A 26001-nucleotide genomic window follows, 5' to 3' on the forward strand; every position below is an offset into this window, starting at 1 on the left:
GCGGGGGACCATGCAAGCGAAAGGCCCCGGAGCGGTGCTCCGGGGCCTCGTCGTTCATGCTCGGGCGGTCAGTGGGCGACGAAGGCGGCGCCGTCCTCGGCCGTCTTCTTGACCGGGATCACTTCCTCCCAGGCGATCGCCTCGGGCTGGCGCACCAGGGCGTGCTTGAGGACCTGATCCATCATCGCGACGGGGATGATCTCCATCCCGTTCTTCACGCTGTCGGGCACCTCAGCGATGTCCTTGGCGTTCTCCTCGGGGATCAGCACCGTCTTGATGCCGCCGCGGAGCGCAGCGAGCAGCTTTTCCTTCAAGCCGCCGATCGGCAGCACCCGCCCGCGGAGCGTGACCTCGCCGGTCATGGCGATGTCGCGGCGCACCGGGATGCCGGTGAAGGTCGAGACGATGGCGGTCGCCATGGCAATGCCGGCCGAGGGCCCGTCCTTCGGGGTCGCCCCCTCCGGCACGTGGACGTGGATGTCCCGGCGCTCGAACAGCGGCGGCTCGATGCCGAAGTCGAGCGCCCGCGAGCGGACGTAGCTCGCCGCCGCCGAGATCGACTCCTTCATCACGTCCTTCAGGTTGCCCGTGACCGTCATCTTGCCCTTGCCCGGCATCATGACGCCCTCGATCGTCAGCAACTCGCCGCCGACCTCGGTCCAGGCCAACCCGGTGACCACGCCGACCTGGTCGTCGGCATCGATCTCGCCGTAGCGGAACTTCGGCGGGCCGAGGAAGACCTGCAGGCGCTCGACGTCGATCTCGACGCTCTTCACCTTGGTGATGAGGATCTCCTTCACCGCCTTGCGGATCAGGTTCGACAGCTCGCGCTCGAGGTTGCGCACGCCCGCCTCCCGCGTGTAGCGGCGGACGAGCATCAGCAGGGCCTCGTCGTCGATCGACCATTCCTTGCTGTCCAGGCCGTGCTTCTTCAGCGCGTTCTGGATCAGGTGCTTGCGCGCGATCTCGACCTTCTCCTCCTCGGTGTACCCGGCGATGCGGATCACCTCCATGCGGTCCATCAGGGGCCCAGGGATGTTGAGGGTGTTGGCGGTCGTCACGAACATCACGTTCGACAGGTCGTAGTCGACCTCGAGGTAATGGTCGTTGAAGGTCGCGTTCTGCTCGGGGTCGAGAACCTCCAGCAGGGCGGCAGAGGGGTCACCGCGGAAATCCATGCCCATCTTGTCGATCTCGTCCAGCAGGATGAGCGGGTTCGAGGTCTTGGCCTTGCGCATCGACTGGACGATCTTGCCGGGCATCGAGCCGATGTAGGTCCGGCGGTGGCCGCGGATCTCGGCCTCGTCACGCACGCCGCCGAGCGACATCCGCACGAACTCGCGACCCGTCGCCTTGGCGATCGACTTGCCGAGCGAGGTCTTGCCGACGCCGGGGGGCCCGACGAGGCAGAGGATCGGCCCAGTGAGCTTGTTGGCCCGCTGCTGCACGGCGAGGTACTCGACGATCCGCTCCTTGACCTTCTCCAGACCGAAATGGTCGCCGTCGAGCAGGACCTGGGCGCCGAGGAGATCCTTCTTGATCTTCGAGCGCTTGTTCCACGGGATGCCGAGCATCCAGTCGAGGTAGTTGCGCACCACCGTCGCCTCGGCCGACATCGGCGACATCTGGCGCAGCTTCTTCAGCTCGGCCGACGCCTTCTCGCGGGCTTCCTTGGTGAACTTGGTCTTCTCGATCTTGTCCTCGAGCTCGGCCAGCTCGTCGCGGCCGTCCTCGTCGCCGAGTTCCTTCTGGATCGCCTTCATCTGCTCGTTGAGGTAGTACTCGCGCTGGGTCTTCTCCATCTGCCGCTTGACGCGGGTACGGATGCGCTTCTCCACCTGCAGCACGGAGATCTCGCTCTCCATCAGCGACAGCACGCGCTCCAGGCGCGCGGCCACCGTCGGCGTCTCCAGGATCGCCTGCTTGTCGGCGATCTTGACGAGGAGGTGCGAGCCGATCGTGTCGGCGAGCTTCGAGGGCTCCTCGATCTGCGTGACCGCGGAGACGACCTCGGGCGAGATCTTCTTGTTGAGCTTGACGTAGTTCTCGAACTCCGAGAGCACCGAGCGCGCGAGCGCCTCGGCCTCGACCTTGTCGCCGAGCTCGTCGACCAGGGCCTCGGCCTCGGCCTCGTAGTACTCGTCCGAGCGGGTGAAGCCGGTGATCTTGGCACGGCCGCCGCCCTCGACCAGCACCTTCACGGTGCCGTCGGGCAGCTTCAGGAGCTGCAGCACGGAGGCGAGCGTCCCGATCGTGTAGATCGCGTCGGTGGCCGGGTCGTCGTCGCCGGCGTTGATCTGGGTGGCGAGCAGGATGTGGCGGTCGGTCTTGACCGCCTCCTCGAGCGCGCGGATGGACTTCTCGCGACCCACGAACAAGGGCACGATCATGTGCGGGAAGACGACGATGTCGCGCAACGGCAGGACGGCGTAGGAGCCGGTCGAGCCCGGAACGACCGGCTGGCGGGATTTCGATTGGGTCATCGTTGACTTCCTCATGAGGGACGCCGGGCGGTCGCTCCTCCGATTCGGAGCAAGCTTCCTGCCAGGGGCCGACCGGGCCGCGAGGGTCGGGATAGGTCTGCTGGAGACTTTGCGGCTGGTGGCGCGGCACCGCCCCTCAAGGGAGGCAGCGGCCACTGCGCTGAGCCTCAGGTGGTTTTCCAGGAGCCCCGTTTCAAGGTGCCCACCTGTCGCGGGCCGATCCGTGATCGGCCCGCTCCATCAAGGATTTAGCGCATGTGCGCCGGCGCACGTCAGGCGCTGACGCTGGCCGGCGCTTCCTTGTTGCGGTCGCCGTGGATGAAGAGCGGGCGCGACTTGCCCTCGACCACCTCGGGGCCGATCACGACCTGCTCCACCGAGTCGAGGCCCGGCAGGTCGTACATCGTGTCGAGGAGGATCGTCTCCAGGATGGAGCGCAGGCCGCGGGCGCCGGTCTTGCGCTCGATCGCCTTGCGGGCGACGAGCGACAGCGCCTCGTCCTGAAACGTCAGGTCGACGTTCTCCATCTCGAACAGCCGCTGGTACTGCTTCACCAGGGCGTTCTTCGGCTCCTGGAGGATCTTCTTGAGGGCGTCCTCGTCGAGGTCCTCGAGCGTCGCCAGCACGGGAAGGCGGCCGACGAACTCGGGGATGAGGCCGAACTTCAGCAGGTCCTCGGGCTCGACCGAGCGGAACACCTCGCCGGTGCGCCGGTCGTCGGGGGCCTGCACGGTCGCGCCGAAGCCGATCGAGGTGCCCTTGCCGCGCGCCGAGATGATCCGCTCGAGCCCGGCGAAGGCGCCGCCGCAGATGAACAGGATGTTGGTCGTGTCGACCTGCAGAAACTCCTGCTGCGGGTGCTTGCGGCCGCCCTGCGGAGGCACGGAGGCGACGGTGCCTTCCATGATCTTCAGGAGCGCCTGCTGCACGCCCTCGCCCGAGACGTCGCGGGTGATCGAGGGGTTGTCGGACTTGCGCGAGATCTTGTCGATCTCGTCGATGTAGACGATGCCGCGCTGCGCCCGCTCGACGTTGTAGTCCGAGGCCTGGAGCAGCTTGAGGATGATGTTCTCGACGTCCTCGCCGACGTAGCCCGCCTCGGTCAGCGTGGTCGCGTCCGCCATGGTGAACGGCACGTCGAGGATGCGGGCTAGCGTCTGCGCGAGCAGCGTCTTGCCCGAGCCCGTCGGCCCGATCAGCATGATGTTGGACTTGGCCAGCTCGACGTCGTTGTGCTTGGTCGCGTGGGCGAGGCGCTTGTAGTGGTTGTGCACCGCGACCGAGAGGACCTTCTTCGCGAAGTCCTGGCCGATGACGTAGTCGTCGAGGACGCGCCGGATCTCCTTCGGCGTGGGCACGCCGTCGCGGCTCTTCACCAGGGAGGATTTCGACTCCTCGCGGATGATGTCCATGCACAGCTCGACGCACTCGTCGCAGATGAACACCGTCGGGCCCGCGATCAGCTTGCGGACCTCGTGCTGGCTCTTGCCGCAAAACGAGCAGTACAGCGTGCTCTTGGAGTCGGTGCCGCCAGTCTTGCTCATATCGGTCTCCGATTCGTGCGTGCGCTGCCAGCCGGGGGCACACGCGCATCGTTTACAAGTAAGGGAATCCGCTTAAAGAAAAAGTCACCTGCGCGTCTTTGCCTGGGGTCCCTCGCGAACCGGTCGCCGCGAACCCCGATGCAAACACGCGGCCGCGGCGGGATCAAGGCCGCGATCGCCACACCCCTCCCCCGGCGACGCCGCGGCCGCCGGGCGAGGGCATGCGGCCTCCTCAGGCGGCGGCCGGCTCGGGCCGCTTCTGGATGACCTCGTCGATCAGGCCGAACTCCTTGGCCGCATCGGCGGTCATGAAGTTGTCGCGCTCCAGCGCCTGGACGATCGAGTCGTAGTCGCGCCCGGTGTGCTTCACGTAGATCTCGTTGAGGCGCTTCTTCAGCGCCTCGATCTCGCGGGCGTGGATCAGGATGTCGGTGGCCTGGCCCTGGAACCCGCCGGACGGCTGGTGGACCATGATGCGGGCGTTGGGCAGGGCGAAGCGGTGGCCCGGCTCGCCGGCGGTGAGGAGCAGCGAGCCCATCGAGGCGGCCTGGCCGACGCAGAGCGTCGTCACCGGGCAACGGATGAACTGCATCGTGTCGTAGATCGACAGGCCCGAGGTCACCACGCCGCCGGGCGAGTTGATGTAGAAGGAGATCTCCTTCTTCGGGTTCTCAGCCTCGAGGAACAGCAGCTGCGCGACGATCAGCGACGCGCCGTAATCCTCGACCGGTCCGGTGAGGAAGATGATCCGCTCGCGCAGCAGTCGCGAGTAGATGTCGAACGCCCGCTCGCCGCGGCTCGACTGCTCGACCACCATGGGCACGAGCGCGCTGTTATAATAGTCGACCGGATCTCTCATCATGGCCTTTTGGGCTCCAAGGGGCCCGGCCCTCCGCGAATCACGGAGAGGCCGGGCGCGTCAGCGAACGACGGCATTCCTTAACGCCGCCTAACCATATGCCCGCCGCCTCGAGACGAGCGCGGGCTCAGTCGGCCTTCGATTCAGCCGGCGCCGCCTCGGCGGACGTCGAGTCGGCCGACTTGGCGTCGGCCTTCCCGTCGCCGGCGTCGTCGGCTTCCTCGTCGGCGAAGAGCGTCTCCTTCGAGACGGGCTCCTCCACCAGCTTGACCTGGCCGAGGACGTGGTCGACGACCTTCTCCTCGAACAGCGGCGCCCGAAGCTCGGCGAGCGCCTGCGCATTCTTCCGGTAGAAATCCCAGACCTGCTGCTCCTGGCCCGGGAACTGCCGGACCCGGGCGATGAGGGCCTGGTTCACCTCTTCGTCGGAGACCTTGATATCGGCGCTCTCGCCGACCTGCGCAAGCACCAAGCCGAGGCGCACGCGACGCTCGGCGATCTTGCGGTACTCGGCGGTGGCCTTCTCCTCGGTGGTGTCCTCGTCCTCGAAGGTCTTGCCGCGGGCCTTCAGGTCCTGCTCGACCTGGGCCCAGACGCTGGCGAATTCCTGCGCGACGAGCGAGGGCGGCAGGTCGAAGGCGTAGCGGCCGTCGAGCGCGTCGAGGAGCTCCTTCTTGAGCTTGCGGCGCGAGGCCGCCTCGAAGTCGGTACCGATCGCCTTGGCCACCGCCTCCTTGAGCGCGTCGAGGGAGTCGAGGCCCATGCCCTTGGCGAAGTCGTCGTCGATCTTGGCCTCGCCCGGCGCCTGGATCTTGGTGACGGTCACGTCGAACTCGGCGTCCTTGCCGGCGAGTTGCTCGGCGCCGTAGGCCTCCGGGAAGGTCGCCTTGACGAGGCGCTGCTCGCCGACCTTGGCGCCGACCAGCGCCTCCTCGAAGCCGGGGATGAAGGAGTTCGAGCCGAGCTCGAGATCGATGCCCTCGCCCTTGCCGCCCTCGAACTCGGTGCCGTCGATGCGGCCGACGAAGTCGATGGTGAGGCGGTCGCCGGTCTCGGCGGCCGCGCCGGCGTCGCGCTCGGTGAACGGGCGGCTCTGGCCGGCCATGCGCTCCAGCGCCTCGTTCACTTCGGTGTCCGAGGGGGTGGCGACCAGCTTGGTCAGGCTGACGTCGGAGAGGTCGGCGAGCTCGAAGCTCGGCAGCACCTCGAGGGCGACCTTGAACGAGAGGTCGGCCTTGGCGTCGAGCGCCTTCTCGACCACCGACTGGTCGGAGGGGAACTCGATCTGCGGCTCGAGGGCGAGCTTGAGGCCGTTGTCGGCGACGATCTTCTGGTTCGCCTCGTTGACGGCGTTCTGCACCACGTCGGCCATCACCGAGCGGCCGTAGACCTTGCGCAGGTGCGCCACCGGCACCTTGCCCGGCCGGAAGCCCTTGAGCTGGACCTTGTCCTTCATGCCCGACAGCTCGGTGTTCAGGCGATCCTCGAGCTCGCTCGCGGCGAGGGACACCTGAAACGTGCGCTTCAGCCCCTCGGAGTGTGTCTCGGTCACCTGCATCGTCGTCGCTCTCAAAGTCCGTGTGATCGTATGCGCGAGCATCCGGGTGCGGCCCTTGCTGAGGCCTGGCGGAGTCGCGGGTTCGGTACGGGGAAGCGGGACCGCGCGAGGCGAACGGCATCCGCTGGGCGGAGCCGGCCGCCCGCGTCCGCACAGGGATCGGCCGTTTCCGTTTCCGACGGCGGAGCTGGTGCGGGCGGAGGGGCTCGAACCCCCACGTCTTGCGACACTGGAACCTAAATCCAGCGCGTCTACCAGTTCCGCCACGCCCGCGAGCGCCGATGCCCGGCGCGTGTCCGGCCGCCGGAGGGCGGGTCTATAGCATGCGAGGCACAGGCCGCAGCAAAAAACTTGCGGGTCCGAAACGGTGGCGCCGCGCGGGGGCGGCGGCTACAAGCGGCGGCCCCGGAATCCGCCCCGGATTCCGCGCGCGCGCCCCGCCGCTCCGAGGTTCCATGCCGACAGCCCGATCCGCGCCGCCGACCGAATCTCGACACGGCGCGTCGCGTCGGGCGCTCTTCCTGGGAAGCGCCGCGTTCCTCCTGCTCCCGCGGGCCGGCCGGGCCCAGGGCAAGCCCGCGGCGCCTGCGCCGGGGGCGCCGACCGCGCCGCTGCCGGAGCCGCGCGCCGCGAAGGCGGCGCCGTCCAAGACGCGCTTCCGGCCCGAGCCCGCCCCCGAGACCGCCGTATGGTCGTTCGACGGGACCTCGGCGCCTCCGACGTTCCGGGTGAAGCTCGGCGAGGCCGTGCGCGTGCGGGTCGAGAACAGGACCGACAAGCCGCTCTCGCTGCACTGGCACGGGGTGCGCAACAAGAACGCCATGGACGGCGTCGGCGGCGTGACGCAGGCGCCGGTCGCGCCCGGCGCCGACTTCACCTACGATTTCGTGCCGCCCGACGCCGGCACCTTCCTGGTCCGTCCGCTCGTGGTCGGCGGATCGAGCGAGCCGTCCGGCCGGGGCCTCGCCGGCTTCCTGATCGTCGAGGAGAAGGCGCCCCCCGCGGTCGAGGCCGACGTGTCGCTGCTGATGCAGGACTGGCGCCTGCAGGACGACGGCGCGCTGCTGCCCTTCGGCCAGACCGCGTTCGCGGCGAGCAACGGGCGGCTCGGCAACCTCGTGACCATCAACGGCGCCAACGTGCCGGCCACCTTCGAGGCGAGGCCGGGCAGCCGGATCCGGGTGCGGCTCGGCAACGCCTGCAACGCCCGGGCGACCCGCATCCGCTTCGAGGGCCTGAAGGTCTACGTCGCGGCGGTCGACGGCCAGCCGACCGACACGTTCGAGCCGCTGCGCGCGACGCTGCCGTTCCCGCCCGGCACCCGCTACGACCTGCTGATCGACCTGCCGGCGGAGGCCGACGCGAAGGGGGCGATCACCGCGCTGGTCGGCCAGGGCCTGCAGCTCGCCACCGTCGTCACCAAGGGCTCGGCCGTCACCGAGAAGCGGCCGCCGATCGGGCCGATCGGCGAGAACCCGCTGCTGCCGCGCGAGGTCAAGCTGCAGAACGCGCTGCGCCGCGACGTGGTGATCACCGGCGGCGCCAGCCTCTCGAAGGACAAGCCCGAGGCGGAGCCGGCCTATTCCGGGGACGCCAACCGGATCTGGTCGGTCAACGGCACCAGCGCGACCGCGGGCCTCGCGCCGATCTTCACGGTGAAGCGCGGCCAGGTGGTGGTGCTGGCCTTGCGCAACGAGACCGCGTTCCCGCAGGCGCTGCACCTGCACGGCCACGTCTTCCGCCTGCTCCACCCCCTCGACGACGGCTGGGAGCCCTACTGGCTCGACACCTTCCAGCTCCTCGAAGGCCGCACCGCCCGCATCGCCTTCCAGGCCGACAATCCCGGCCGCTGGCTGATCAGCGCGACGGTGCTGGAGCGGTTCGACACCGGGCTGTGGACCTGCTTCGAGGTGACGTGACGCAGCCCGCTTCTTCCCTCCCCCCCTTTGCGGGGGAGGGAAAAGGCCGTCGTCACCCTCCAAGCTCTTCCAGAACCCCCGCCAGCACCGCCGGCATCAACTCCGGAATATCCTCGGCGATCAGCCCCGGGCCGTGGCGCAGGCCGGCATCGCCGTGGAGCCAGGCCGCGGCGCAGGCCGCCTCGAACGGCGGCATGCCCTGGGCCAGGAGCCCCGCGACCAGGCCGGCGAGCACGTCGCCCGAGCCGGCGGTGCCGAGCCACGGCGTGGCGTGGTCGTTGATCGCGGCACGGCCGTCGGGGGCGGCCACCACCGTGTCGGGGCCCTTGAGCACCACCACGGCGCCGACCCGTGCGGCGGCGCGGCGGGCCTGCTCGAGCTTGCCGACCTCCGCGACGGCGTCGGTGCCCGCGAACAGTTTCGCGAACTCGCCCGCATGCGGGGTCAGCACCGCCTTCGCGTCGCCGTCGGCGAGGTGGGCGGCGAGCAGGGCCGCCTGCTTGGAAAAGCTCGTCAGCGCATCGGCGTCGAGCACGAGGCCGCGCCCGGCGGCGGCCGCCACCGCGACGAGGTCGCGCGTCGCCTCGCCGACGCCGAGGCCGGGACCCGCCAGGATCGCGTTGATGCGCTCGTCGGTGAGCAGGTCGTCGAGGTCGTCGGCGGAGTCGCACGGCCGCAGCATGATCGCGGTGAGGTGGGCGGCGTTCTCCGCCAGCGCCCGCTCGGGCGAGGCCACCGTGACGAGCCCGGCCCCGATCCGCAGCGCGCCGCGGGCGGCCAGCCGCGCCGCGCCGGTGCGGGTGGCCGGCCCCGACAGCACGAGGGCGTGGCCGCGGGTGTACTTGTGGCTCGCATCGGCGAGCCGCGGCAGGCGCGCGCCCCAGACCTCCGGTCCGTTGCGGAACGCCGGCGCGCCGACCGCGAGCCCGGCCGCGAACGCCGCCGGGCCGGTGCCGATCCCGGCGACGTGCAGCCGGCCGCACAGGCCGCGGCCGGGCTGGAGCCGGTGGCCGGGCTTCTCCGCGACGAACGTGACGGTCTCGACCGCCCGGACCGCGAAGCCGCGGACGGCGCCGGTATCGCCGTCGACCCCGCTCGGCACGTCGACCGCCAGCACCGGGCGCCCGGACGCCGCGACCCGCTCGAGCGCATGGCGGGCCGGCCCTTCGAGGTCGCGCGACAGGCCGGCGCCGAACAGCGCATCGACGACGAGGTCGGCGCGCGACGGCTCGGCCTCCGCCAGGCCCAGCACCGTCCCGCTCCACGCCGCCGCGGCCTCGGCCGCATCGCCCGAGAGGGCGTCGCGGGGGCCGAGCAGGGCGAGATCGACGCCGTGCCCGGCCTCGGCGAGCAGGCGGGCCGCGACGAACCCGTCGCCGCCGTTGTTGCCGGGGCCGCACAGGACGAGCACCCGGCCGCCCGGGGTCAGGTGCGCCCGCGCTCGCTCCGCCACCGCGGCGCCGGCCGCCCGCATCAGGGCGATGCCCGGCGTGCCCCCGGCGATCGCCGTCGCATCGACGGTCCTCATCGCGTCGACCGTCATCAGGCGTGAGCCGTCCATCACGTCACTTCCGTCTCGTTCGAAGCCGCACTGCCCGTGCACGGTCCAGCCGATGCCCAAACAATCGGCCCTCACGGCGAAATTGCCTAAACGATTTGCATTTCATGCAACCAGAATGGGCAGTTTCCCCGGGGGCGGGTTGAAAACGGCGTGGCGGCCGGACCGGCGGAGTGATAGAAATTCGGCATCATAGAGCGCAGGTTGGGCCGTCCGGCATGAAGAAGATCGAAGCGATCATCAAGCCCTTCAAGCTCGACGAGGTGAAGGAGGCGCTCCAGGAGGTCGGCCTCCAGGGCATCACCGTGATCGAGGCCAAGGGCTTCGGCCGCCAGAAGGGCCACACCGAGCTGTATCGCGGCGCGGAATACGTCGTCGACTTCCTGCCCAAGGTGAAGCTCGAGATCGTGCTCTCGGACGCGCTAGTCGAGGGCGCCGTCGAGGCGATCCGCAAGTCGGCCCAGACCGGCCGCATCGGCGACGGCAAGATCTTCGTCTCGACCATCGAGGAGGCGATCCGCATCCGCACCGGCGAGACCGGGCCGGACGCGATCTGAGCCCCGCGCCGGGAGGCGGCGCGTGAGCCTCGCTCCGCACCTGCGCAGCGTGGTCGAGGAGATCGCCTACGAGATGCGGCAGCGCTCCGACCGGGGCACGGTCGCGCGCTACATCCCCGAGCTCGCCCGCGTCGACCCGCAGGCCTTCGGCCTCGTCGTGATCGATGCCGACGGCACCATCGCCGCGGCCGGCGACAGCGAGACCCCGTTCTCGATCCAGAGCGTGTCGAAGGTCTTCACCCTGACGCTCGCGCTCGGCATGGTCGGCGACGCCCTGTGGAAGCGCGTCGGGCGCGAGCCCTCGGGCAGCCCGTTCAACTCGATCGTGCAGCTGGAGCGCGAGCAGGGCGTTCCGCGCAACCCCTTCATCAATGCCGGCGCGATCGCGGTGACCGACGTGATCCTGTCCGGCCACCAGCCGCGCGAGGCGCTGGGCGAGATCCTGCGCTTCATGCAGGCGCTCGCCAACGACCCGACCATCGCCATCGACGAGGCGGTGGCGGCGTCCGAGAAGCGCACCGGCTTCCGCAACGTGGCGCTGGCCAACTACATGAAGTCCTTTGGCGTGGTCGAGAACCCGGTCGACTACACGCTCGGCGTCTACTTCCACCATTGCGCGATCAGCATGTCGTGCCGGCAGCTCGCCACGGCGGGGCGCTTCCTGGCCCATTCCGGCCGGAACCCCGCCACCGGCCTGTCGGTGATCCCGCCCGAGCGCGCGCGCCGCATCAACGCGGTGATGCTGACCTGCGGCCACTACGACGGCTCGGGCGAGTTCGCCTACCGGGTCGGCCTGCCGGGCAAGAGCGGCGTCGGCGGCGGCATCCTGGCGATCGCCCCGGGCCGGGCCTCGATCGCGGTCTGGTCGCCCGGCCTCGACGAATCCGGCAACTCGCATCTCGGCCGGATCGCGCTGGAAAGCCTGACCAAGCGCATGGGCTGGTCGATCTTCGGCGCGTGAGCTCTCCGCGAAGCGCCGAAGGGCCTCCTCTCCCCTCCGGGAGAGGGGGGGCCGCGTTCCGACCGGCACGCGCCCGGGGAACGAAAGACGGCGCGGATCCGAAGACCCGCGCCGCCGCGTAAGGCCGAAATCCCGGACCTCAGTGGGTCGGAACCGACTCGACCGTCTTCAGGATCTGCGAGGCGATCTGGTAGGGGTCCCCCTGGCTGTTGGGACGGCGGTCTTCCAGGTAGCCCTTGTAGTCGTTGTTGACGAAGGAGTGCGGCACGCGGATCGAGGCGCCGCGGTCGGCCACGCCGTAGGAGAACTGGTTGATCGCCGCGGTCTCGTGCTTGCCGGTAAGCCGCATGTGGTTGTCGGGGCCGTAGACGGCGATGTGGTCGTCGAGGTTCTCCTTGAACGCCGCCATCAACTTCTCGAAGTATTCCTTGCCGCCGGTCTCGCGGAGGTAGGTGGTCGAGAAGTTGGCGTGCATGCCCGAGCCGTTCCAGTCGGTGTCGCCGAGCGGCTTGCAGTGGTACTCGACGTCGATGCCGTACTTCTCGCACAGGCGCTGCAGCAGGTAGCGCGCGACCCACATCTCGTCGGCGGCCTTCTTGGAGCCCTTGCCGAAGATCTGGAACTCCCACTGGCCCTTGGCCACCTCGGCGTTGATGCCCTCGTGGTTGATGCCGGCGTCGAGGCAGAGGTCGAGGTGCTCCTCGACGATCTGGCGCGCGATCGGGCCGACGTTCGAGTAGCCGGCGCCGCAATAGTACGGGCCCTGCGGCGCGGGGTAGCCGGTCGACGGGAAGCCGAGCGGGCGGCCGTCCTTGTAGAAGAAGTATTCCTGCTCGAAGCCGAACCAGGCGCCCGGGTCGTCGTGGATGGTGGCGCGCTTGTTCGACGGGTGCGGGGTCTTGCCGTCCGGCATCATCACTTCGCACATCACCAGCACGCCGTTCTTGCGCGTGGAATCGGGGAAGTGGCGCACGGGCTTGAGCATGCAGTCGGACGAGCCGCCCTCGGCCTGCAGGGTCGATGAGCCGTCGAAGCCCCAGAGCGGGAGCTGCTCGAGGGTCGGGAAGCCGTCGAAGTCCTTGATCTGGGTCTTGCCGCGAAGATTCGGGACCGGCGTGTACCCGTCGAGCCACAAATACTCGAGTTTGTATTTCGTCATTCCGAGTCTCTCGTCCGTTAACGATGAAAAGCCAGCGGGAACGGCAGCCGCTCCGGGGCTTCCGACGACCGAGACCCCGCTAGCAGGGACCGTGCCAGCGAAACGCCGTCCCGCCGGCGGTTCCCGTCCCCGCGCGGCCGAGGCAGTCAACTCCGCGTGAGCGTCGGGCTCAGAGAGGGCCGCCCCGCTCGGTTCGGGCGCGGGCGATGCGGCGGCACCGCCCGTCGTCCGAGGCCGCGCGCGCCGGCGCGCGACGACGATTTCCCGGCCCCTTCGGTTGGCACGACGGCGTCGCGGGCTGTATGGAGCCCACGTCCGGCGCACGGCACGGTGCGGCGGCCCACGAATGTCAGGAGGACGTCCACGATGACGACAGCGGCCGAGGTGCTCAAGACCATCCGGGACAACGACGTCAAGTATGTCGACTTCCGGTTCACGGACCCGCGCGGCAAGTGGCAGCACGTCACCTTCGACGTCAGCCTGGTGGACGACGAGATCTTCGAGGAAGGCACGATGTTCGACGGCTCGTCGATCGCCGGCTGGAAGGCGATCAACGAATCCGACATGCTGCTGATGCCGGACCCGGCGACCGCCACGATGGACCCGTTCTTCTCGGCGGCCACCATGGTCATCGTCTGCGACGTGCTCGAGCCCTCGACCGGCGCGCCCTACCCGCGCGACCCGCGCGGCACCGCCAAGCTCGCCGAGGCCTATCTCAAGTCCACCGGCATCGGCGACACGATCTACGTCGGCCCGGAGGCCGAGTTCTTCGTGTTCGACGACGTGAAGTTCGGCGCCGACCCGTACCACACCGGCTTCCAGCTCGATTCGACCGAGCTGCCCACCAACGGCTTCACGGACTACGAGGGCGGCAACCTCGGCCACCGCGTCGCCACCAAGGGCGGCTACTTCCCGGTGCCGCCGCAGGATTCGGCCCAGGACATGCGCGGCGAGATGCTGGCCGCGATGCAGGGCATGGGCGTGAAGGTGGAGAAGCACCACCACGAGGTCGCCAGCGCCCAGCACGAGCTCGGCATGAAGTTCGACACGCTGACGCTGCTCGCCGACCATATGCAGATCTACAAGTACTGCATCCACAACGTGGCGCAGAGCTTCGGCAAGACCGCGACCTTCATGCCGAAGCCGGTCTTCGGCGACAACGGCTCGGGCATGCACGTGCACCAGTCGATCTGGAAGGACGGCAAGCCGATCTTCGCCGGCGACAAGTACGCCGGCCTCTCCCAGGAATGCCTGTGGTACATCGGCGGCATCATCAAGCACGCCAAGGCGCTGAACGCCTTCACCAACCCGTCGACCAACTCCTACAAGCGCCTGGTGCCGGGCTACGAGGCCCCCGTGCTGCTCGCCTACTCGGCGCGCAACCGCTCGGCCTCCTGCCGCATCCCGTGGACGAAGAGCCCGAAGGCCAAGCGCGTCGAGGTCCGCTTCCCCGATCCGATGGCCAACCCCTACCTCGCCTTCTCGGCGCTGCTGATGGCCGGGCTCGACGGCATCCTCAACAAGATCGATCCAGGCGCGGCCATGGACAAGGATCTCTACGACCTGCCCCCGCGCGAGCTGAAGAAGATCCCCACCGTCTGCGGCTCGTTGCGCGAGGCGCTGCAGAACCTCGACCGCGACCGCGCCTTCCTCAAGGCCGGCGACGTCTTCACCGACGACCAGATCGACTCGTTCATCGCCCTGAAGATGGAGGAGGTCATGCGCTACGAGATGACCCCGCACCCGGTCGAGTTCACGATGTACTACTCGCTCTGAGGCCGGGGCGGGCGCGACGCCCGCTCCCATCGCCCACGACGAAGCGCCGGAGCCTCCTCGAGGCTCCGGCGCTTCGCGTTTGAGAACCGCGGAGAGCCTCGCTTTTCTGACTATATTCCTGTGTAGGAATATAGGAAGATCCGAGGGGTGCAGTCCATGGCGTCAGGCGCGACGGGCCTTTTGCGGGCGAGATGGCTGATCGCCGCGTACCGCGTGGAGGTCGCCTTCCTGCGGTTGCGCCTGTCGCTGCGTGCGTATCACGCCGACCAACCCCGCGTGCCGGCCGGGAACCCGAGCGGGGGCCAATGGACGGATGGCGATACGGGCGACGGGCATGATTTCGCCGACGATGCGCGGATCTTCCACGTCTCGGACGATGCCGACCGCCGGTACAGGGTCTTGCTCTCCGAGGAAGAGGCGCGCGGCGGGCATACGCTTCGCGAGCATGTCGGCAAGACGGATGCGGAGATGATGGGTCGCGTCCTGGCCAGCAGAAGGACGTTCCCGGTCATCAGTTACGGCCTGAAGCGCGATGGCTCTTTCGAGCCGGTGGAGACTGCGAACGACTTTGTCGATCGAACACTGGAGCAGAATGCTGCGGAGGTCGATGACGTCGCAACCGGTAGAAGGGACGATGCCTTCATGACATCCCGTTTCGGATAGAGAACCGGGCCGGAAGCCTACACGGCGGGGCAGCTCGAGCCGTATCTGCGCACGACCTACGATGTCGGAATGTTCATCGTTCACGATCCGGGCAGTCCCCGCGGGTACCGCATCCATACCGCCTATCCGCGCAACGACTGAGATCGACATGCAGGCCGCCCCGGAATTCCTGACCTTTGCCCGCTGGTACATCCAGGACATCGATCGCATCGCGCCGACGCTCGAGGAGATGTACGATTTCGGTCTCAGACGTTTTCGTGGCGAGGAACGCGTCCGCCTGCGGCAGTTCATCGACCGGGCCGTCCGCGAGGCGTCCGACGCGACGTTGGAACGGCTGTGGAATGAGACGGACGCCGACATCTACTTCCCCACCGTGCAGGATCTCCGCGCCTTCCTGGCCGGCGCCCGCGACCGGCTCTGACCAGAGAATCCGAGGGATCGGGTCCGGACGCCGCAGAGGGAAGAGGGAAGACGCCATGGCGAAGCCGCGCCTCGAACCCACGTCGGAATTCCATCGGCTCGGCCTGGATTTCTACCAGGACCTCGACACGACCCGGAAGACGAGGTCTGTGACATCGTGCTCGATCCGTTCACCGGCCAGGAGCGGATCCGCCTGCAGGACTTCCTCGACGGGATCACGCGCGACGACGCCTCGGATGCCGAGCTGCTGCAATCAAGGTAGCTTGTATATCAAATATAATCGCAGTGCTGGTTTTTACTTGATCCATGACCTGAATTCGGCGCGTGGCTCTTGCGTCCGAGCCGCATATCCACGGAGTGACGGGGATCGACATGCAGCTGCCACCGGAATTCGAAAAATTATCACTTCAATTTTATTCGGGCATATTGGACGACGTTGAAACAGAAGCGAAATTAATCGATTCGGTCTTGTCTCCATTCTCGAATCCGCAACAACGCGCGCGCCTGCGTTCGTATCTCGACGAGATAACGCGGGATCATGTAGACGATAGGGATCTGCAAGAAATCTGGTGGTCGTCGTCCGCAGACACCGTGTTTCGTGATAGCGCTGGGCTGCGTGAGCTGCTGAAAAGATTACGAGATCGGCTCTGATATCTGGCCCGAATTCATCCTTGCGATGCGCGATCCCTCCTATGAAATCTCCATATCCCGCATGACCTGCCCTCTATTGCAGATTTCATGTTCATACTGGAAGAAGGTCTGAGTTGCCGTATCTCGATGATAGCATCAATACACTTCGCAAATCACACGGACGACAGCGTTATTTATATGCGCGACAGACGTGGTGTCGGCGTCGAGTCGAGACATGACCCGACTTCCCCGCGCGGATTTCTTATCCGGGCCGCATTTCCCCCTGCAGAAGGCAGCCGAAATGAAGCTATCTGCGGAATTTTGTGATTTCAGCCTGCAATTCTATCAAGATCTTCTCGATGACGCGTCGAGCGAAGAGGAAATGATCCGTACCGTCTTATCGCCTTTGAAGGATGCGGAAGAACCGCAAGACTGAGGGAATATCTCAGCTCGATCACCGCAGACGAATTTTCAGATGAAGACTTGCGGAAACTGTGGTGGTCCTCGTCCGCCGATATCGTGTTTCACGACGGCGCCGAGCTGAGAGGTTTTCTCAAACGGGTGCGGGACAGATTGTAACGCCCGCCTCGGAAGCCGGCAGGGCAGCTCGGAACCGGCGAAGGCTGTCGATGACAGGGATGCGGTAGAAGTCACGGCAGGTCGCCGAGGCCTGAAGCGTGCCATGGAAGCATGGTGATCGTCCGACGGTGAAGAACGGATCCTTCCCCGGACCCGTCCGGGTTTCGAAAGGCCCGAGATCTTTCGCGGGTGCAGGCCAGGGCCCTGCATGATCCTCGGGGCTCGGCCCCGAGCCCCCGCCAAAGGGATGATCCCTTTGGAATCCCCCGGTTTGTGGTTCTATGATCAGGGGTGGGATCGATCGTCGTCACGGTCAATCACGCCCCCTCGGAATGCGTTGCCGGTCGCTTTGGGACCCTGATCGTTCGAATCAGCGGATCGATCCATGCTCACCCTCGACCACCTTGTCATCGTCGCACCGGATCTCGCCGCGGGCGTGGCTCATGTCCGCGACGGCCTCGGCGTCGACATGCCCGAGGGCGGGCGCCACCGCGAGCTGGCGACCCGCAACCATCTGCTGCGCCTCGGCCCGGCGACCTTCCTCGAGGTGATCGCGGTGGACGCGGCGGCCGCGCCGCCCGGCCGCCCGCGCTGGTTCGGCCTCGACGACGGCGCCCGCGTGCGGGCCGACTGGGAGGCCGGCCGGCGCCTGCGCGGCTGGGTCGCCCGCACCGGCGACCTCGACGGCCTGCTCGGGCGCCATCCCGGCCTGTTCGGCGATGCGCTCGCTGTCAGCCGCGGCGCCCTGCGCTGGCACTTCGCCGTCCGCCGCGACGGCGCCTGGCCCGAGGACGGCGCCCTACCCTGCCCGATGACGTGGGGCGAAGGCCCGCACCCGGCCGGCGCGATGCCCGATCTCGGCTGCCGGCTCGCCGGCCTCACCCTCACGCACCCCGATCCCGACCGGATCGCCGCCCTGTACCGGACGCTTCGGCTCGCGGACGCGCCGGCGGTCCGGGCCGGGGCGTTCGGCTACCGCGCCGAGATCGCGACGCCCCACGGCCTGCGCGTGCTATCCTGACGGGCAGCGCGATCGGCGCGTCGTTCAGGCCCCCTGCAGGAGACCGTCCCATGGCCCTCGTCTGCCCGGTGATCCTCGGCTCCGTCCGCTCCGACCGGCAGGGTCTTCGCGTCGCGCGATTCCTGATCGCCGAGCTGGAGCGGCGCGGCTGGGAGGCGCCGCTGGTCGACCCCGCCGAGCTGCAGCTGCCGCTGCTCGACCGGATGTACAAGGAGCACCCGAAGGGCGAGGCGCCGCCGAAGCTCGAGGCGCTGGCGGCGCTCTACCGCCGGGCCGACGCCTTCGCCGTGGTCTCGGCCGAGTACAACCATTCGGTGCCGCCGGCCCTGTCGAACACCCTCGACCACTTCCTGGAGGAGTATTACTGGCGGCCCTCGGCAATCTGCTGCTACTCGGCCGGGCAGTACGGCGGCGTGCGCGCGGCGATGCAGCTCCGGGCGATGCTGGCCGAGCTCGGCATGCCGAGCATCCCCTCGCTGCTGCCGGTGCCGCGGGTCGGCAAGGCGCTGGACGAGGCGGGCACGGCCGCCGAGCCGTGGCTGACCAAGGCCGCCAGCAAGTTCCTCGACGAGCTGGCCTGGTACGCCGAGGCGCTGAAGGCCCAGCGGCAGAAGGGCACGCCGTACTGAGCGCCGAGTGGCACCGCGATTGCCACGCGCCGGGGACCGCGGGTCGCAGGACGGGCGTGGCATCAACGAGAGCTGGGCATGAACGAGAGCGTGGAACGGGTCCGGGACGCCCTGGCCGAGCTGATCAAGGCGGCGCTGATCTCCGACGACCGGACGAGCCTCGCCTGCCGCGACGCGGCGCGGGAGAAGCTCGCGGCGCTGGCGGCCGACCCGCCGGAGGCGGCATCGCTGCGCATCGACGGCGCCTGGACCCTGGCGATCAAGGCGGCCGAGGCGCCGGAGCTCCAGCCGGCCGAGGGCCAGGTGAACCTGACCCTGCCGCGGGCCGCGCCGTTCGCCCTCGAGGACCTGATCGCGCCGGGCTTCGACGTGGACGCCGCCGTCGAGACGATCCGCAAGTCGGCCTCCACCGGCTAGAGCATCGTCCGTGATCCAGGGATCGCGGACGATGCTCTGTCCTGTCGTGAGGTCGTATCGTCTTCATGCGGGCCCGGATCCACCCCGCTTGAAAATGCTCTCCGGGCGGAGACCGGCGACCGACGCCTGTCGAGGGCCGGCGGCGCCGATGTTGCTCCGGATCGGGCGCAGCACCATGTTGGGGAACAGACGCGCGGTCCTCGATCGCGATCCCCGAACAGAACCGTCGCCGCGCGCGGCGCGAGCGAGCTGAACAGCCTTTGGCCAAACGCATCAACACCCAGGCGGGGGAGCCGTCCCTCCCCTCGCGCGAGCAGATCGTCGCCTTCATCGCGCAGGCGACCGACACGGTCGGCAAGCGCGAGATCGCGCAGGCCTTCGGCATCAAGGGCGCCGACAAGATCGGCTTGAAGCGCATCCTCAAGGAGATCGAGGAGGACGGCGACATCGCCCGCGGGCGCGGCGGCCTGTCGAAGGCCGGGCGCCTGCCGCCGGTGGTGCTGGCCGACATCCGCTCGCGCGACCGCAACGGCGACTTCCTGGCGTTTCCCGCCGAGTGGGATGCCGGCAAGGGCGATGGGACGGGCGACGGGACGGGCAAGCCGCCGACCATCGTGCTCCACGCGCCGCGCGGCGGCCGCAAGCCGCGGGGCCTGACCGCCGGCATCGGCGACCGCGCCCTGCTCAGGGTCGAGCCCGACGGCGCCGACGGGCGCTACACCGGCCGCGTCGTCAAGGTGATCGGCAAGAACAAGGCCGAGATCATCGGCGTGTTCCGCGAGGGCGCCCAAGGTGGCCGCATCGTGCCGGTGGAGAAGCGCTCGCAGGGCCGCGAGATCCTGATCCCGCCCGGCGAGGAGGGCGAGGCCCGCGAGGGCGACCTCGTCAGCGTCACGCTGGAGCGCGAGACCCGCTTCGGGCTGCCGCGCGGCCGGGTGCGCGAGCGCCTCGGCTCGCTCGGCTCCGAGAAGGCGGTGAGCCTGATCGCGCTGCACCTCCATCACATCCCGCACGTGTTCGCGGAGGCGACGCTGGCCGAGGCCGACGCGGCCAAGCCCGCCACGATGAAGGGCCGCGAGGATTGGCGCGACCGCCCGCTGCTGACCATCGATCCGCCCGACGCCAAGGACCACGACGACGCGGTGATGGCGGAGGCCGACGACGACGCCGGCAACCCCGGCGGCTTCGTCGTCACCGTGGCGATCGCCGACGTCGCGGCCTACGTCCGCCCCGGCTCGGCCCTCGACCGCGAGGCGCTGGAGCGCGGCAACTCGGTCTACTTCCCCGACCGGGTCGTGCCGATGCTGCCCGAGCGCATCTCCAACGACCTGTGCTCGCTCCGCGAGGGCGAGGACCGCCCGGCGCTGGCGGTGCGGATGGTGGTCGCCGCCGACGGGACGAAGCGCAAGCACACGTTCCACCGGGTGATGATGCGCTCGCGCGCCAAGCTCTCCTACGCCCAGGCGCAGGCCGCCATCGACGGGCACGGCGACGACGCCGCGAATGCGCTGCTCGACACGGCGCTCCGCCCGCTCTGGGCCGCCTACGCGGCGCTCCGCGAGGCGCGCGACCGGCGCGGCCCGCTGGCGCTCGACCTGCCGGAGCGCAAGGTGCTGCTGACCCCGGACGGCGCGGTCGACCGGGTGATCGTGCCGGAGCGCCTCGACGCGCACCGGCTGATCGAGGAGTTCATGATCCAGGCCAACGTCGCGGCGGCCGAGACGCTCGAGGGTGCGCGCCAGGCGCTGATCTACCGGGTGCACGACGAGCCGGCGATCGAGAAGATGCGCGCGCTCGGCGAGGTGCTCGCCTCGTGCGGCGTCAAGCTGCCGAAGGAGGGCGCGCTCCGGCCGGCCCTGTTCAACCGCATCCTCGCGGCGGTGGCCGAGACCGAGCACGCGCTGTTCATCAACGAGGTGGTGCTGCGCAGCCAGGCCCAGGCCGTCTACGGCTCGGAGAATCTCGGGCATTTCGGGCTGAACCTGCGCCGCTACGCCCACTTCACCTCGCCGATCCGGCGCTACGCCGACCTCATCGTCCACCGGGCCTTGATCGCTGCCGGGCGCATGGGCTCGGACGGGCTCTCGCCGGACGTGACGGCCGCCGACCTCGCGCAGGTCGGTGAGCAGATCTCGGCGGCCGAGCGCCGGGCCATGGCGGCCGAGCGCGAGACCATCGACCGGCTGATCGCCCACCACCTCGCCGACAGGGTCGGCGCGACCTTCCACGGCCAGATCGCCGGCGTGACGCGGGCCGGGCTGTTCATCAAGCTGGCCGATACCGGCGCGGACGGCTTCGTGCCGATCTCGACGCTGGGCGCCGACTACTTCCGCCACGAGGAGGGCCGCCACGCGCTGGTCGGCGAGCGCACCGGCGAGACCTTCCGGCTGGGCGACAAGGTCGAGGTGAAGCTTGTCGAGGCCGCCCCCGTCGCCGGCGCGCTGCGCTTCGAGCTTTTGTCGGAAGGGCGCACCCGGGCGGGAACCAAGGCCTCCGGCACCCAGGCGCCCGGCGGCCGCGCCTTCAAGGCCGCCCCGAGCGGCCGCCCCGCCGGCATCCGCAACGCGGGCACGCGTCACCGCGGCTCGCGCCGATGAGGCGGCAGGGTGTATGGTGACGGCATGATGCGCGAGCCCCCCACCCGTACCGGCCTGGTCCGCTCGATGGCGCGGGGCTTCGTCGGCCGCTGCCCGCATTGCGGGGAGGGCCGAATCTTCGGGCGCTACCTCAAGGTCCGGCCCGAATGCGACGCGTGCGGGCTCGAGCTGCACCATCACCGCGCCGACGACCTGCCGCCCTACCTGGTGATCTTCGTGGTCGCCCACGTGATCGGCTACCTGATCCTCGAATCGGAGCTGAACTACGACGTGCCGCTCTGGGTCTCGCTCAGCGTCTGGCCGGTAGTGACGCTGGCGCTGGCGCTCGGGCTGCTCCAGCCGGTGAAGGGCGCGGTGGTCGGGCTGCAATACGCGCTTGGCATGCACGGCTTCGCCACGCTACCGGGAGCTAAGCCCGACGCGGGGCCGGAGGACGCGCACCTTGACCGACCCGGCCTCGACGGCGCGTCCCCCCTCCGGCCCTAAACCGAAACCGTCCGCGGCCTTGCGCCCGCGCGACGCCGCGACGCTGATCGTGCTCGACCGCCGCACCCGCGCGCCGAAGGTGCTGATGGGGCGGCGCAACGCCGGCCTCGCCTTCATGCCGGGCAAGTTCGTGTTTCCCGGCGGGCGGATCGAGGCGAGCGACAGGCGCATGCCGGTGGCCGGCGCGCTGCCCGACTACGCCGAGGCCGCGCTGACACGGCAGGTGGTGCGCCCGCCCCACCATCTCGGCCGCGCGCTGGCGCTCGCCGCCATCCGCGAGACCTTCGAGGAGACCGGCCTGCTCGTCGGCACCCGCGAATACGGGCCGCCGGAGGAGGTGCCGGCCGGCTGGGAGGCCTTCGCCGCCCACGGCGTGCTGCCGGACCTCGAGGCGCTGCACTTCGTCGCCCGCGCGATCACGCCGCCGAAGCGCGTGCGCCGCTTCGACACCCGCTTCTTCACGGTCGACCGCCGTGCCATCGCCGCCGAGGAGCCGGGCCGGGTCTCGGAGGCGTCGGAACTCACCGAGCTCGCGTGGTTCACCTTCGCCGCCGCGCGCAAGCTCGACCTGCCGACCATCACCGGCATGATCCTCGACGAGCTGGAAGCCCAGGTCGCGGTCGACTTCGCGCCCTACCGCCCGATCCCGTTCCACGCCGAGCGCCGCGGCCGGCGCGAGCGCACGGTGCTGTAGGGCCCAGGCCGCGGGGCGCCCGAGCGGGTCCCCACCTTGACGGCCCCGGCCCGATCGGGCATTCACCCGCCGGTATTCGGCCGGCCACGCCCGGCCCTTTTGCGTTTCGCGCTTGCGGAATGCCGCGAAGCCCCAGGAGCGCCCGCCATGGCCAAGGCCGTCACCGTCAAGATCAAGCTCGTCTCCACCGCCGACACGGGCTACTTCTACGTCACCAAGAAGAACTCCCGCACGCAGACCGAGAAGCTGACGCAGCGCAAGTACGACCCGGTCGTGCGCAAGCACGTCGACTTCAAAGAGTCGAAGATCAAGTAAGCGTTTCGGTCCGGCAGCCCGGATCGGACGACGAGGCCGCCCCCGACCGAGGCGGCCTTTTTCGTGCACGCCGGTGCGGCGCTCCTACAGGTCCGGCGCGTCGAGCGTCTTCGCCAATGTCCGCGCGATGGCGACCAGCGCCGTGATCATCGGGGTGGAGGGCTCGCGCCGCGGCGCCACCAGGCCGATCGTGTGCTCCAGCTCCGGCGCGACGATCGGGATCGCGCGCACGCCGACCATCGGCCCGAGGGCGTCGGCGAGGATCGCCGGCATCACGCTCGCCCACTTGAGCGTGCGGACATGGGTCATCAGCACGATCATCGAGTTCGATTCGAGCGAGGCCGAGGGCTCGCCGCCCGCGTCGCGGATCTGCTGGTCGATGATGCGCCGGTTCTGCATGTTCGGCGTGAGCAGGCACAGCGGCAGGCGGCCGATCTCGGCCCAGGTCACCGAGGCGCGCGCGTCGAAGGCGCCGCCTTCCGCGGTCAGCAGCCGGTAGCGCTCGCGGTAGAGCGGCACCGAGATCACCCGGCCGAGCGGCTCGTTGTCGAGGTAGGTCAGGCCGGCATCGGCCTCCAGGTTCTCGATCAACGAGAAGATGTCGGCCGAGGTGGTCGATTCCACCGTCAGCCGCACGTCGGGGTGCTTCTCGCGGTAGGGCGTGGTGAGGTTGGCCACCATCGGCAGCGCGGTCGGGATCGCGGCGATGCGCAGGTGCCCGGTGAGGCCGCGGCGCAGGCCCGCCACGTCCTCGTGCATGGCGCGGCTGTCGGCGACGATGCGCCGGCCCCATTCGAGCACGCGCTCGCCCTCCGGAGTGAAGCCCTGGAAGCGCGAGCCGCGTCGCACCAGCTGCACCCCGAAGCGGTTCTCGAGCTGCTTCACCCCCGCCGACAGGGTCTGCTGGGTGACGCCGCAGGTCTCGGCGGCGCGCCCGAAATGCTGCTCCCGCGAGAGCGCGAGCAGGAAGTCGAGCTTGTCGATCATGGCACCCTCCCCGGCGGCGTGCCGGGAAGGCTATACCCATTCGGCCGGCCGCGCCCGCTCAGCGGAACAGGATCAGCGCCTTGGCGAGCGTCGTCCACACGCCCCAGGCGATCGGGATGCCGACGACGGCCCAGGCGGCGAGCGCCGCCAGGCCGAAGCCGCCGCGGCCGATGCCGAAGGAGCCCGAGGGGATCGTCCCCGCCGCGCCCCGGCTGTTCAGCGCCGCCACGTCGGCGTCCGACATGAACCACTTGGCCTTGAGCGGGCGCACCAGCAGGTTGGCGACGAAGCCGAGCGCCAGCATGCCGGCGAGGATGTACATGGTGCCGTCATAGAGGCGCGAGCCGGCGACGCCGGCATCGACCTGCGCCTGGCGGATGTAGTTGACCACCACCGGCCCGACGATGCCGGCCGTCGACCACGCGGTGAGCAGCCGCCCGTGGATCGCGCCGACGAACTGCGTGCCGAAGATGTCGGCGAGATAGGCCGGCACCGTGGCGAAGCCGCCGCCGTACATCGACAGGATGACGCAGAATGCGAGCACGAACAGCGCCTGCGAGCCGGCGGCGGCGAAGGACGGCGCGCCGGCATAGAGCGCGATGCCGAGCGCGAAGAAGATCGCGTAGGTGGTCTTGCGCCCGAGCTTGTCCGACATCGAGGCCCAGAAGAAGCGGCCGCCGATGTTGAACAGCGACAGCAGCCCGACGAAGCCCGCCGCGATCGCGGCGACCTGCGCCTTCTGGCCGGCCTCGAGGGCGGAAAAGCCCACGTCCGGCGCGCCGACGAGGCGGCCGCCGAAGATCTCCTGCAGCATCGGCGAGGCGATGCCGATGACGCCGATCCCGGCCGAGACGTTGAGGCACAGCACCGCCCAGATCAGCCAGAACTGCGCGGTCTTGTGCGCGTCGTCGAGGTGGACCTGGCCGTTGGTGATCATCCCCGCCTTGGCCGGCGCCGGGCTCCAGCCCTCGGGCTTCCAGCCGGCCGGCGGCACGCGGTAGCCGAGCGCGCCGGCCATCATGAACACGAAGTAGCCGGCGGCCATCACCAGGAAGGTCTGCCACACGCCGACCGAGGTCGGCGACTTGAACGCGTCCATCAGTATCGCCGCCAGCGGCGAGCCGATCAGCGCGCCGCCGCCGAACCCCATGATCGCCATGCCGGTGGCCATGCCGCGCCGGTCCGGGAACCACTTGATCAAGGTCGAGACCGGCGAGATGTAGCCGAGCCCGAGGCCGATGCCGCCGATCACGCCCGAGCCGAGCCACATCATCCAGAGCTGATGGGTGACGATGCCCAGCGCCGAGATCGCCATGCCGCCGCACCAGCACAAAGCCGCGGCGATGCCGGCCTTGCGCGGCCCCGCCCGCTCGAGCCAGCCGCCGAACACCGCGGCCGAGGCCCCGAGGAAGACGAAGAACAGGGTGTACATCCAGCCGAGATCGGCCACCCGCCAATCGCAGGTGGTGGTCACCAGCGCGGTCGCCAGCGACATGTCCGGGCAGGCCTTCGACGCGGTGATGCCGAGGGCGCGCGAGAGCGGCAGCCAGAACACCGAGAAGCCGTAGGCCATGCCGATGCAGAGGTGGATCGCCAGGGCCGCCGGCGGCACGAGCCAGCGGTTGAACCCGGGTTTCGCGACGATGTATTCGCGCGACAACCAGGATGTCGGCCGCTCGCGCAGCAAGGTGACGTCGGCGGCCCGTGCGGTCATCGGTGAGGTTCCCCCGAAGCGGCCCTGTTGAGCGGGCCGTCAATCGAGGTGAATTCTAAGGATTGAATTCAAGCGCGACTATGCGCGGATGTCGACGAGTCGGACGTTTCATCCGTCCGATCATGACAAAACCGCGTCGGCGTCAACCGGCGTCGCTCGCACCTTCGCCGAGCTTCTGCGGATCGCGGGTGGCGGACCGCACCGGGCTCTCGGCCTCGGTCCGGCCCTCGCGCATCGCGCGGACCACGAGCGGGTCGACCCGCTCGCCCATCGCCGGCAGGCAGGCCTCGAGGCTCGCGAGCATCTTCGGGGTCCAGAACGCGACCACGTGCTTGTGGATGCCGGTCACGGCCTCGTCATCCGGGTAGGACCGGAAGAAGGACGCGATCTGGTTGGCCATCCGCACCAGCTTCTCGTCGCTCGTCAGCGCGCTCATCGAAAACCTTTGCTTGCCTGCGTTGCCGAACGATGCGCG

General features: G+C 69.3%; 24 protein-coding genes and 1 tRNA gene. 15 read left to right on the plus strand and 10 right to left on the minus strand.

Translation table 11 applies throughout. From position 1 onward, the window contains the following. Nucleotides 1-68: 68 nt before the first annotated feature. The 5 genes from lon to MKK55_RS05395 form a co-directional block, all read right to left on the minus strand. Nucleotides 69-2483, minus strand: coding sequence for an endopeptidase La (lon, locus tag MKK55_RS05375; protein ID WP_147727616.1), 2415 nt, complete (start codon nt 2481-2483; stop codon nt 69-71). 272 nt (nt 2484-2755) lie between these two features. Continuing rightward, complete coding sequence (gene clpX / locus MKK55_RS05380) at nt 2756-4027, minus strand: ATP-dependent Clp protease ATP-binding subunit ClpX (RefSeq protein ID WP_147727615.1); 1272 nt, start codon at nt 4025-4027, stop codon at nt 2756-2758. Between the two features lie 232 nt (nt 4028-4259). Continuing rightward, nucleotides 4260-4886: an ATP-dependent Clp protease proteolytic subunit gene (locus MKK55_RS05385; protein WP_147843596.1), complete on the minus strand. Its 627-nt coding sequence runs from the start codon at nt 4884-4886 to the stop codon at nt 4260-4262. Between the two features lie 127 nt (nt 4887-5013). After that, on the minus strand, nt 5014-6444 hold the full coding sequence (gene tig, locus MKK55_RS05390; RefSeq protein ID WP_147727614.1) for a trigger factor: 1431 nt from the start codon (nt 6442-6444) through the stop codon (nt 5014-5016). A 188-nt stretch (nt 6445-6632) separates the two neighbouring features. Further along, nucleotides 6633-6717: transfer RNA gene (locus MKK55_RS05395), tRNA-Leu, on the minus strand. A gap of 182 nt (nt 6718-6899) precedes the next feature. Between MKK55_RS05395 and MKK55_RS05400 the strand changes: the two genes are divergently transcribed. Beyond that, complete coding sequence (locus tag MKK55_RS05400; RefSeq protein ID WP_243933645.1) at nt 6900-8363, plus strand: multicopper oxidase family protein; 1464 nt, start codon at nt 6900-6902, stop codon at nt 8361-8363. A gap of 52 nt (nt 8364-8415) precedes the next feature. Here MKK55_RS05400 and MKK55_RS05405 read toward each other — a convergent pair whose 3' ends face one another. Then, on the minus strand, nt 8416-9924 hold the full coding sequence (locus tag MKK55_RS05405; RefSeq protein ID WP_243933647.1) for an NAD(P)H-hydrate dehydratase: 1509 nt from the start codon (nt 9922-9924) through the stop codon (nt 8416-8418). Nucleotides 9925-10139: 215 nt separating this feature from the next. Between MKK55_RS05405 and MKK55_RS05410 the strand changes: the two genes are divergently transcribed. Then, nucleotides 10140-10478, plus strand: a complete 339-nt coding sequence (locus MKK55_RS05410; protein WP_147727910.1) for a P-II family nitrogen regulator — start codon at nt 10140-10142, stop codon at nt 10476-10478. 22 nt (nt 10479-10500) lie between these two features. Further along, nucleotides 10501-11439, plus strand: a complete 939-nt coding sequence (locus MKK55_RS05415; protein WP_147727911.1) for a glutaminase — start codon at nt 10501-10503, stop codon at nt 11437-11439. 139 nt (nt 11440-11578) lie between these two features. On the opposite strand, the gene MKK55_RS05420 is transcribed toward MKK55_RS05415, so the two are convergent. Then, entirely contained in the window at nt 11579-12598 is a 1020-nt protein-coding gene (locus MKK55_RS05420) for a glutamine synthetase beta-grasp domain-containing protein (protein WP_147727912.1), read from the minus strand. Between the two features lie 366 nt (nt 12599-12964). Between MKK55_RS05420 and glnA the strand changes: the two genes are divergently transcribed. The 12 genes from glnA (at nt 12965) to rpmG (ending at nt 22825) form a co-directional block, all read left to right on the plus strand. Beyond that, a complete protein-coding gene (gene glnA / locus MKK55_RS05425; protein ID WP_147727913.1) occupies nt 12965-14374 on the plus strand; it encodes a type I glutamate--ammonia ligase in 1410 nt (469 codons plus the stop codon). Nucleotides 14375-14530: 156 nt separating this feature from the next. Further along, entirely contained in the window at nt 14531-15037 is a 507-nt protein-coding gene (locus tag MKK55_RS05430; RefSeq protein WP_243933649.1) for an RNase A-like domain-containing protein, read from the plus strand. Between the two features lie 148 nt (nt 15038-15185). Next, on the plus strand, nt 15186-15458 hold the full coding sequence (locus MKK55_RS05435; protein WP_147727914.1) for a hypothetical protein: 273 nt from the start codon (nt 15186-15188) through the stop codon (nt 15456-15458). Nucleotides 15459-15781: 323 nt separating this feature from the next. Next, nucleotides 15782-16108, plus strand: a complete 327-nt coding sequence (locus MKK55_RS05440; RefSeq protein WP_243933651.1) for a hypothetical protein — start codon at nt 15782-15784, stop codon at nt 16106-16108. Between the two features lie 214 nt (nt 16109-16322). Continuing rightward, entirely contained in the window at nt 16323-16523 is a 201-nt protein-coding gene (locus MKK55_RS05445) for a hypothetical protein (protein WP_243933652.1), read from the plus strand. 528 nt (nt 16524-17051) lie between these two features. Next, the gene (locus MKK55_RS05450; protein WP_243933654.1) at nt 17052-17687 is read left to right on the plus strand and encodes a VOC family protein; all 636 of its coding nucleotides are present in this window, start codon (nt 17052-17054) and stop codon (nt 17685-17687) included. Between the two features lie 50 nt (nt 17688-17737). Continuing rightward, a complete protein-coding gene (locus MKK55_RS05455; RefSeq protein WP_243933656.1) occupies nt 17738-18316 on the plus strand; it encodes an NADPH-dependent FMN reductase in 579 nt (192 codons plus the stop codon). Nucleotides 18317-18394: 78 nt separating this feature from the next. After that, the gene (locus MKK55_RS05460; protein ID WP_147728935.1) at nt 18395-18733 is read left to right on the plus strand and encodes a hypothetical protein; all 339 of its coding nucleotides are present in this window, start codon (nt 18395-18397) and stop codon (nt 18731-18733) included. 260 nt (nt 18734-18993) lie between these two features. Further along, nucleotides 18994-21330 (plus strand): ribonuclease R, encoded by a 2337-nt coding sequence (rnr, locus tag MKK55_RS05465; protein ID WP_243933657.1) that lies wholly within the window; start codon nt 18994-18996, stop codon nt 21328-21330. 27 nt (nt 21331-21357) lie between these two features. Next, the gene (locus MKK55_RS05470; protein ID WP_243933658.1) at nt 21358-21816 is read left to right on the plus strand and encodes a DUF983 domain-containing protein; all 459 of its coding nucleotides are present in this window, start codon (nt 21358-21360) and stop codon (nt 21814-21816) included. Further along, nucleotides 21773-22510, plus strand: a complete 738-nt coding sequence (locus tag MKK55_RS05475; RefSeq protein WP_147842849.1) for an NUDIX domain-containing protein — start codon at nt 21773-21775, stop codon at nt 22508-22510. Before MKK55_RS05470 ends, MKK55_RS05475 begins: the two co-directional genes overlap by 44 nt. 147 nt (nt 22511-22657) lie before the next feature. Then, nucleotides 22658-22825 carry a 50S ribosomal protein L33 gene (rpmG, locus tag MKK55_RS05480; RefSeq protein ID WP_147726819.1) on the plus strand — a complete coding sequence of 56 codons (168 nt, stop codon included), beginning with the start codon at nt 22658-22660 and terminating at the stop codon, nt 22823-22825. Between the two features lie 84 nt (nt 22826-22909). Here the strand turns inward: rpmG and MKK55_RS05485 are convergent, their stop codons facing one another. From MKK55_RS05485 to MKK55_RS05495, 3 genes are all read right to left on the minus strand, one after another. Then, the gene (locus MKK55_RS05485) at nt 22910-23812 is read right to left on the minus strand and encodes a LysR family transcriptional regulator (protein WP_147726817.1); all 903 of its coding nucleotides are present in this window, start codon (nt 23810-23812) and stop codon (nt 22910-22912) included. 58 nt (nt 23813-23870) lie between these two features. Then, nucleotides 23871-25526, minus strand: coding sequence for an OFA family MFS transporter (locus tag MKK55_RS05490; protein ID WP_243933660.1), 1656 nt, complete (start codon nt 25524-25526; stop codon nt 23871-23873). 142 nt (nt 25527-25668) lie between these two features. Continuing rightward, nucleotides 25669-25962, minus strand: a complete 294-nt coding sequence (locus MKK55_RS05495; protein WP_147726813.1) for a formate dehydrogenase subunit delta — start codon at nt 25960-25962, stop codon at nt 25669-25671. Between the last annotated feature and the right edge of the window lie 39 nt (nt 25963-26001).

The sequence above is a fragment of the Methylobacterium sp. J-059 genome, from assembly GCF_022829485.1.
Lineage (GTDB): Bacteria > Pseudomonadota > Alphaproteobacteria > Rhizobiales > Beijerinckiaceae > Methylobacterium.

Excerpts from the sequence above, each read along its gene's own strand:
- MKK55_RS05450 (WP_243933654.1), top strand. The coding sequence starts at position 17,052 with ATGCTCACCCTCGACCACCTTGTCATCGTCGCACCGGATCTCGCCGCG.
- MKK55_RS05455 (WP_243933656.1), top strand. The coding sequence starts at position 17,738 with ATGGCCCTCGTCTGCCCGGTGATCCTCGGCTCCGTCCGCTCCGACCGG.
- MKK55_RS05435 (WP_147727914.1), top strand. The coding sequence starts at position 15,186 with ATGCAGGCCGCCCCGGAATTCCTGACCTTTGCCCGCTGGTACATCCAG.
- rpmG (WP_147726819.1), top strand. The coding sequence starts at position 22,658 with ATGGCCAAGGCCGTCACCGTCAAGATCAAGCTCGTCTCCACCGCCGAC.
- MKK55_RS05430 (WP_243933649.1), top strand. The coding sequence starts at position 14,531 with ATGGCGTCAGGCGCGACGGGCCTTTTGCGGGCGAGATGGCTGATCGCC.
- clpX (WP_147727615.1), bottom strand. The coding sequence starts at position 4,027 with ATGAGCAAGACTGGCGGCACCGACTCCAAGAGCACGCTGTACTGCTCG.
- glnA (WP_147727913.1), top strand. The coding sequence starts at position 12,965 with ATGACGACAGCGGCCGAGGTGCTCAAGACCATCCGGGACAACGACGTC.
- MKK55_RS05410 (WP_147727910.1), top strand. The coding sequence starts at position 10,140 with ATGAAGAAGATCGAAGCGATCATCAAGCCCTTCAAGCTCGACGAGGTG.
- MKK55_RS05490 (WP_243933660.1), bottom strand. The coding sequence starts at position 25,526 with ATGACCGCACGGGCCGCCGACGTCACCTTGCTGCGCGAGCGGCCGACA.
- lon (WP_147727616.1), bottom strand. The coding sequence starts at position 2,483 with ATGACCCAATCGAAATCCCGCCAGCCGGTCGTTCCGGGCTCGACCGGC.
- MKK55_RS05485 (WP_147726817.1), bottom strand. The coding sequence starts at position 23,812 with ATGATCGACAAGCTCGACTTCCTGCTCGCGCTCTCGCGGGAGCAGCAT.
- MKK55_RS05385 (WP_147843596.1), bottom strand. The coding sequence starts at position 4,886 with ATGAGAGATCCGGTCGACTATTATAACAGCGCGCTCGTGCCCATGGTG.
- tig (WP_147727614.1), bottom strand. The coding sequence starts at position 6,444 with ATGCAGGTGACCGAGACACACTCCGAGGGGCTGAAGCGCACGTTTCAG.
- MKK55_RS05420 (WP_147727912.1), bottom strand. The coding sequence starts at position 12,598 with ATGACGAAATACAAACTCGAGTATTTGTGGCTCGACGGGTACACGCCG.
- MKK55_RS05495 (WP_147726813.1), bottom strand. The coding sequence starts at position 25,962 with ATGAGCGCGCTGACGAGCGACGAGAAGCTGGTGCGGATGGCCAACCAG.
- MKK55_RS05445 (WP_243933652.1), top strand. The coding sequence starts at position 16,323 with ATGACCCGACTTCCCCGCGCGGATTTCTTATCCGGGCCGCATTTCCCC.
- MKK55_RS05460 (WP_147728935.1), top strand. The coding sequence starts at position 18,395 with ATGAACGAGAGCGTGGAACGGGTCCGGGACGCCCTGGCCGAGCTGATC.
- MKK55_RS05400 (WP_243933645.1), top strand. The coding sequence starts at position 6,900 with ATGCCGACAGCCCGATCCGCGCCGCCGACCGAATCTCGACACGGCGCG.
- MKK55_RS05405 (WP_243933647.1), bottom strand. The coding sequence starts at position 9,924 with ATGGACGGCTCACGCCTGATGACGGTCGACGCGATGAGGACCGTCGAT.
- MKK55_RS05470 (WP_243933658.1), top strand. The coding sequence starts at position 21,358 with ATGCGCGAGCCCCCCACCCGTACCGGCCTGGTCCGCTCGATGGCGCGG.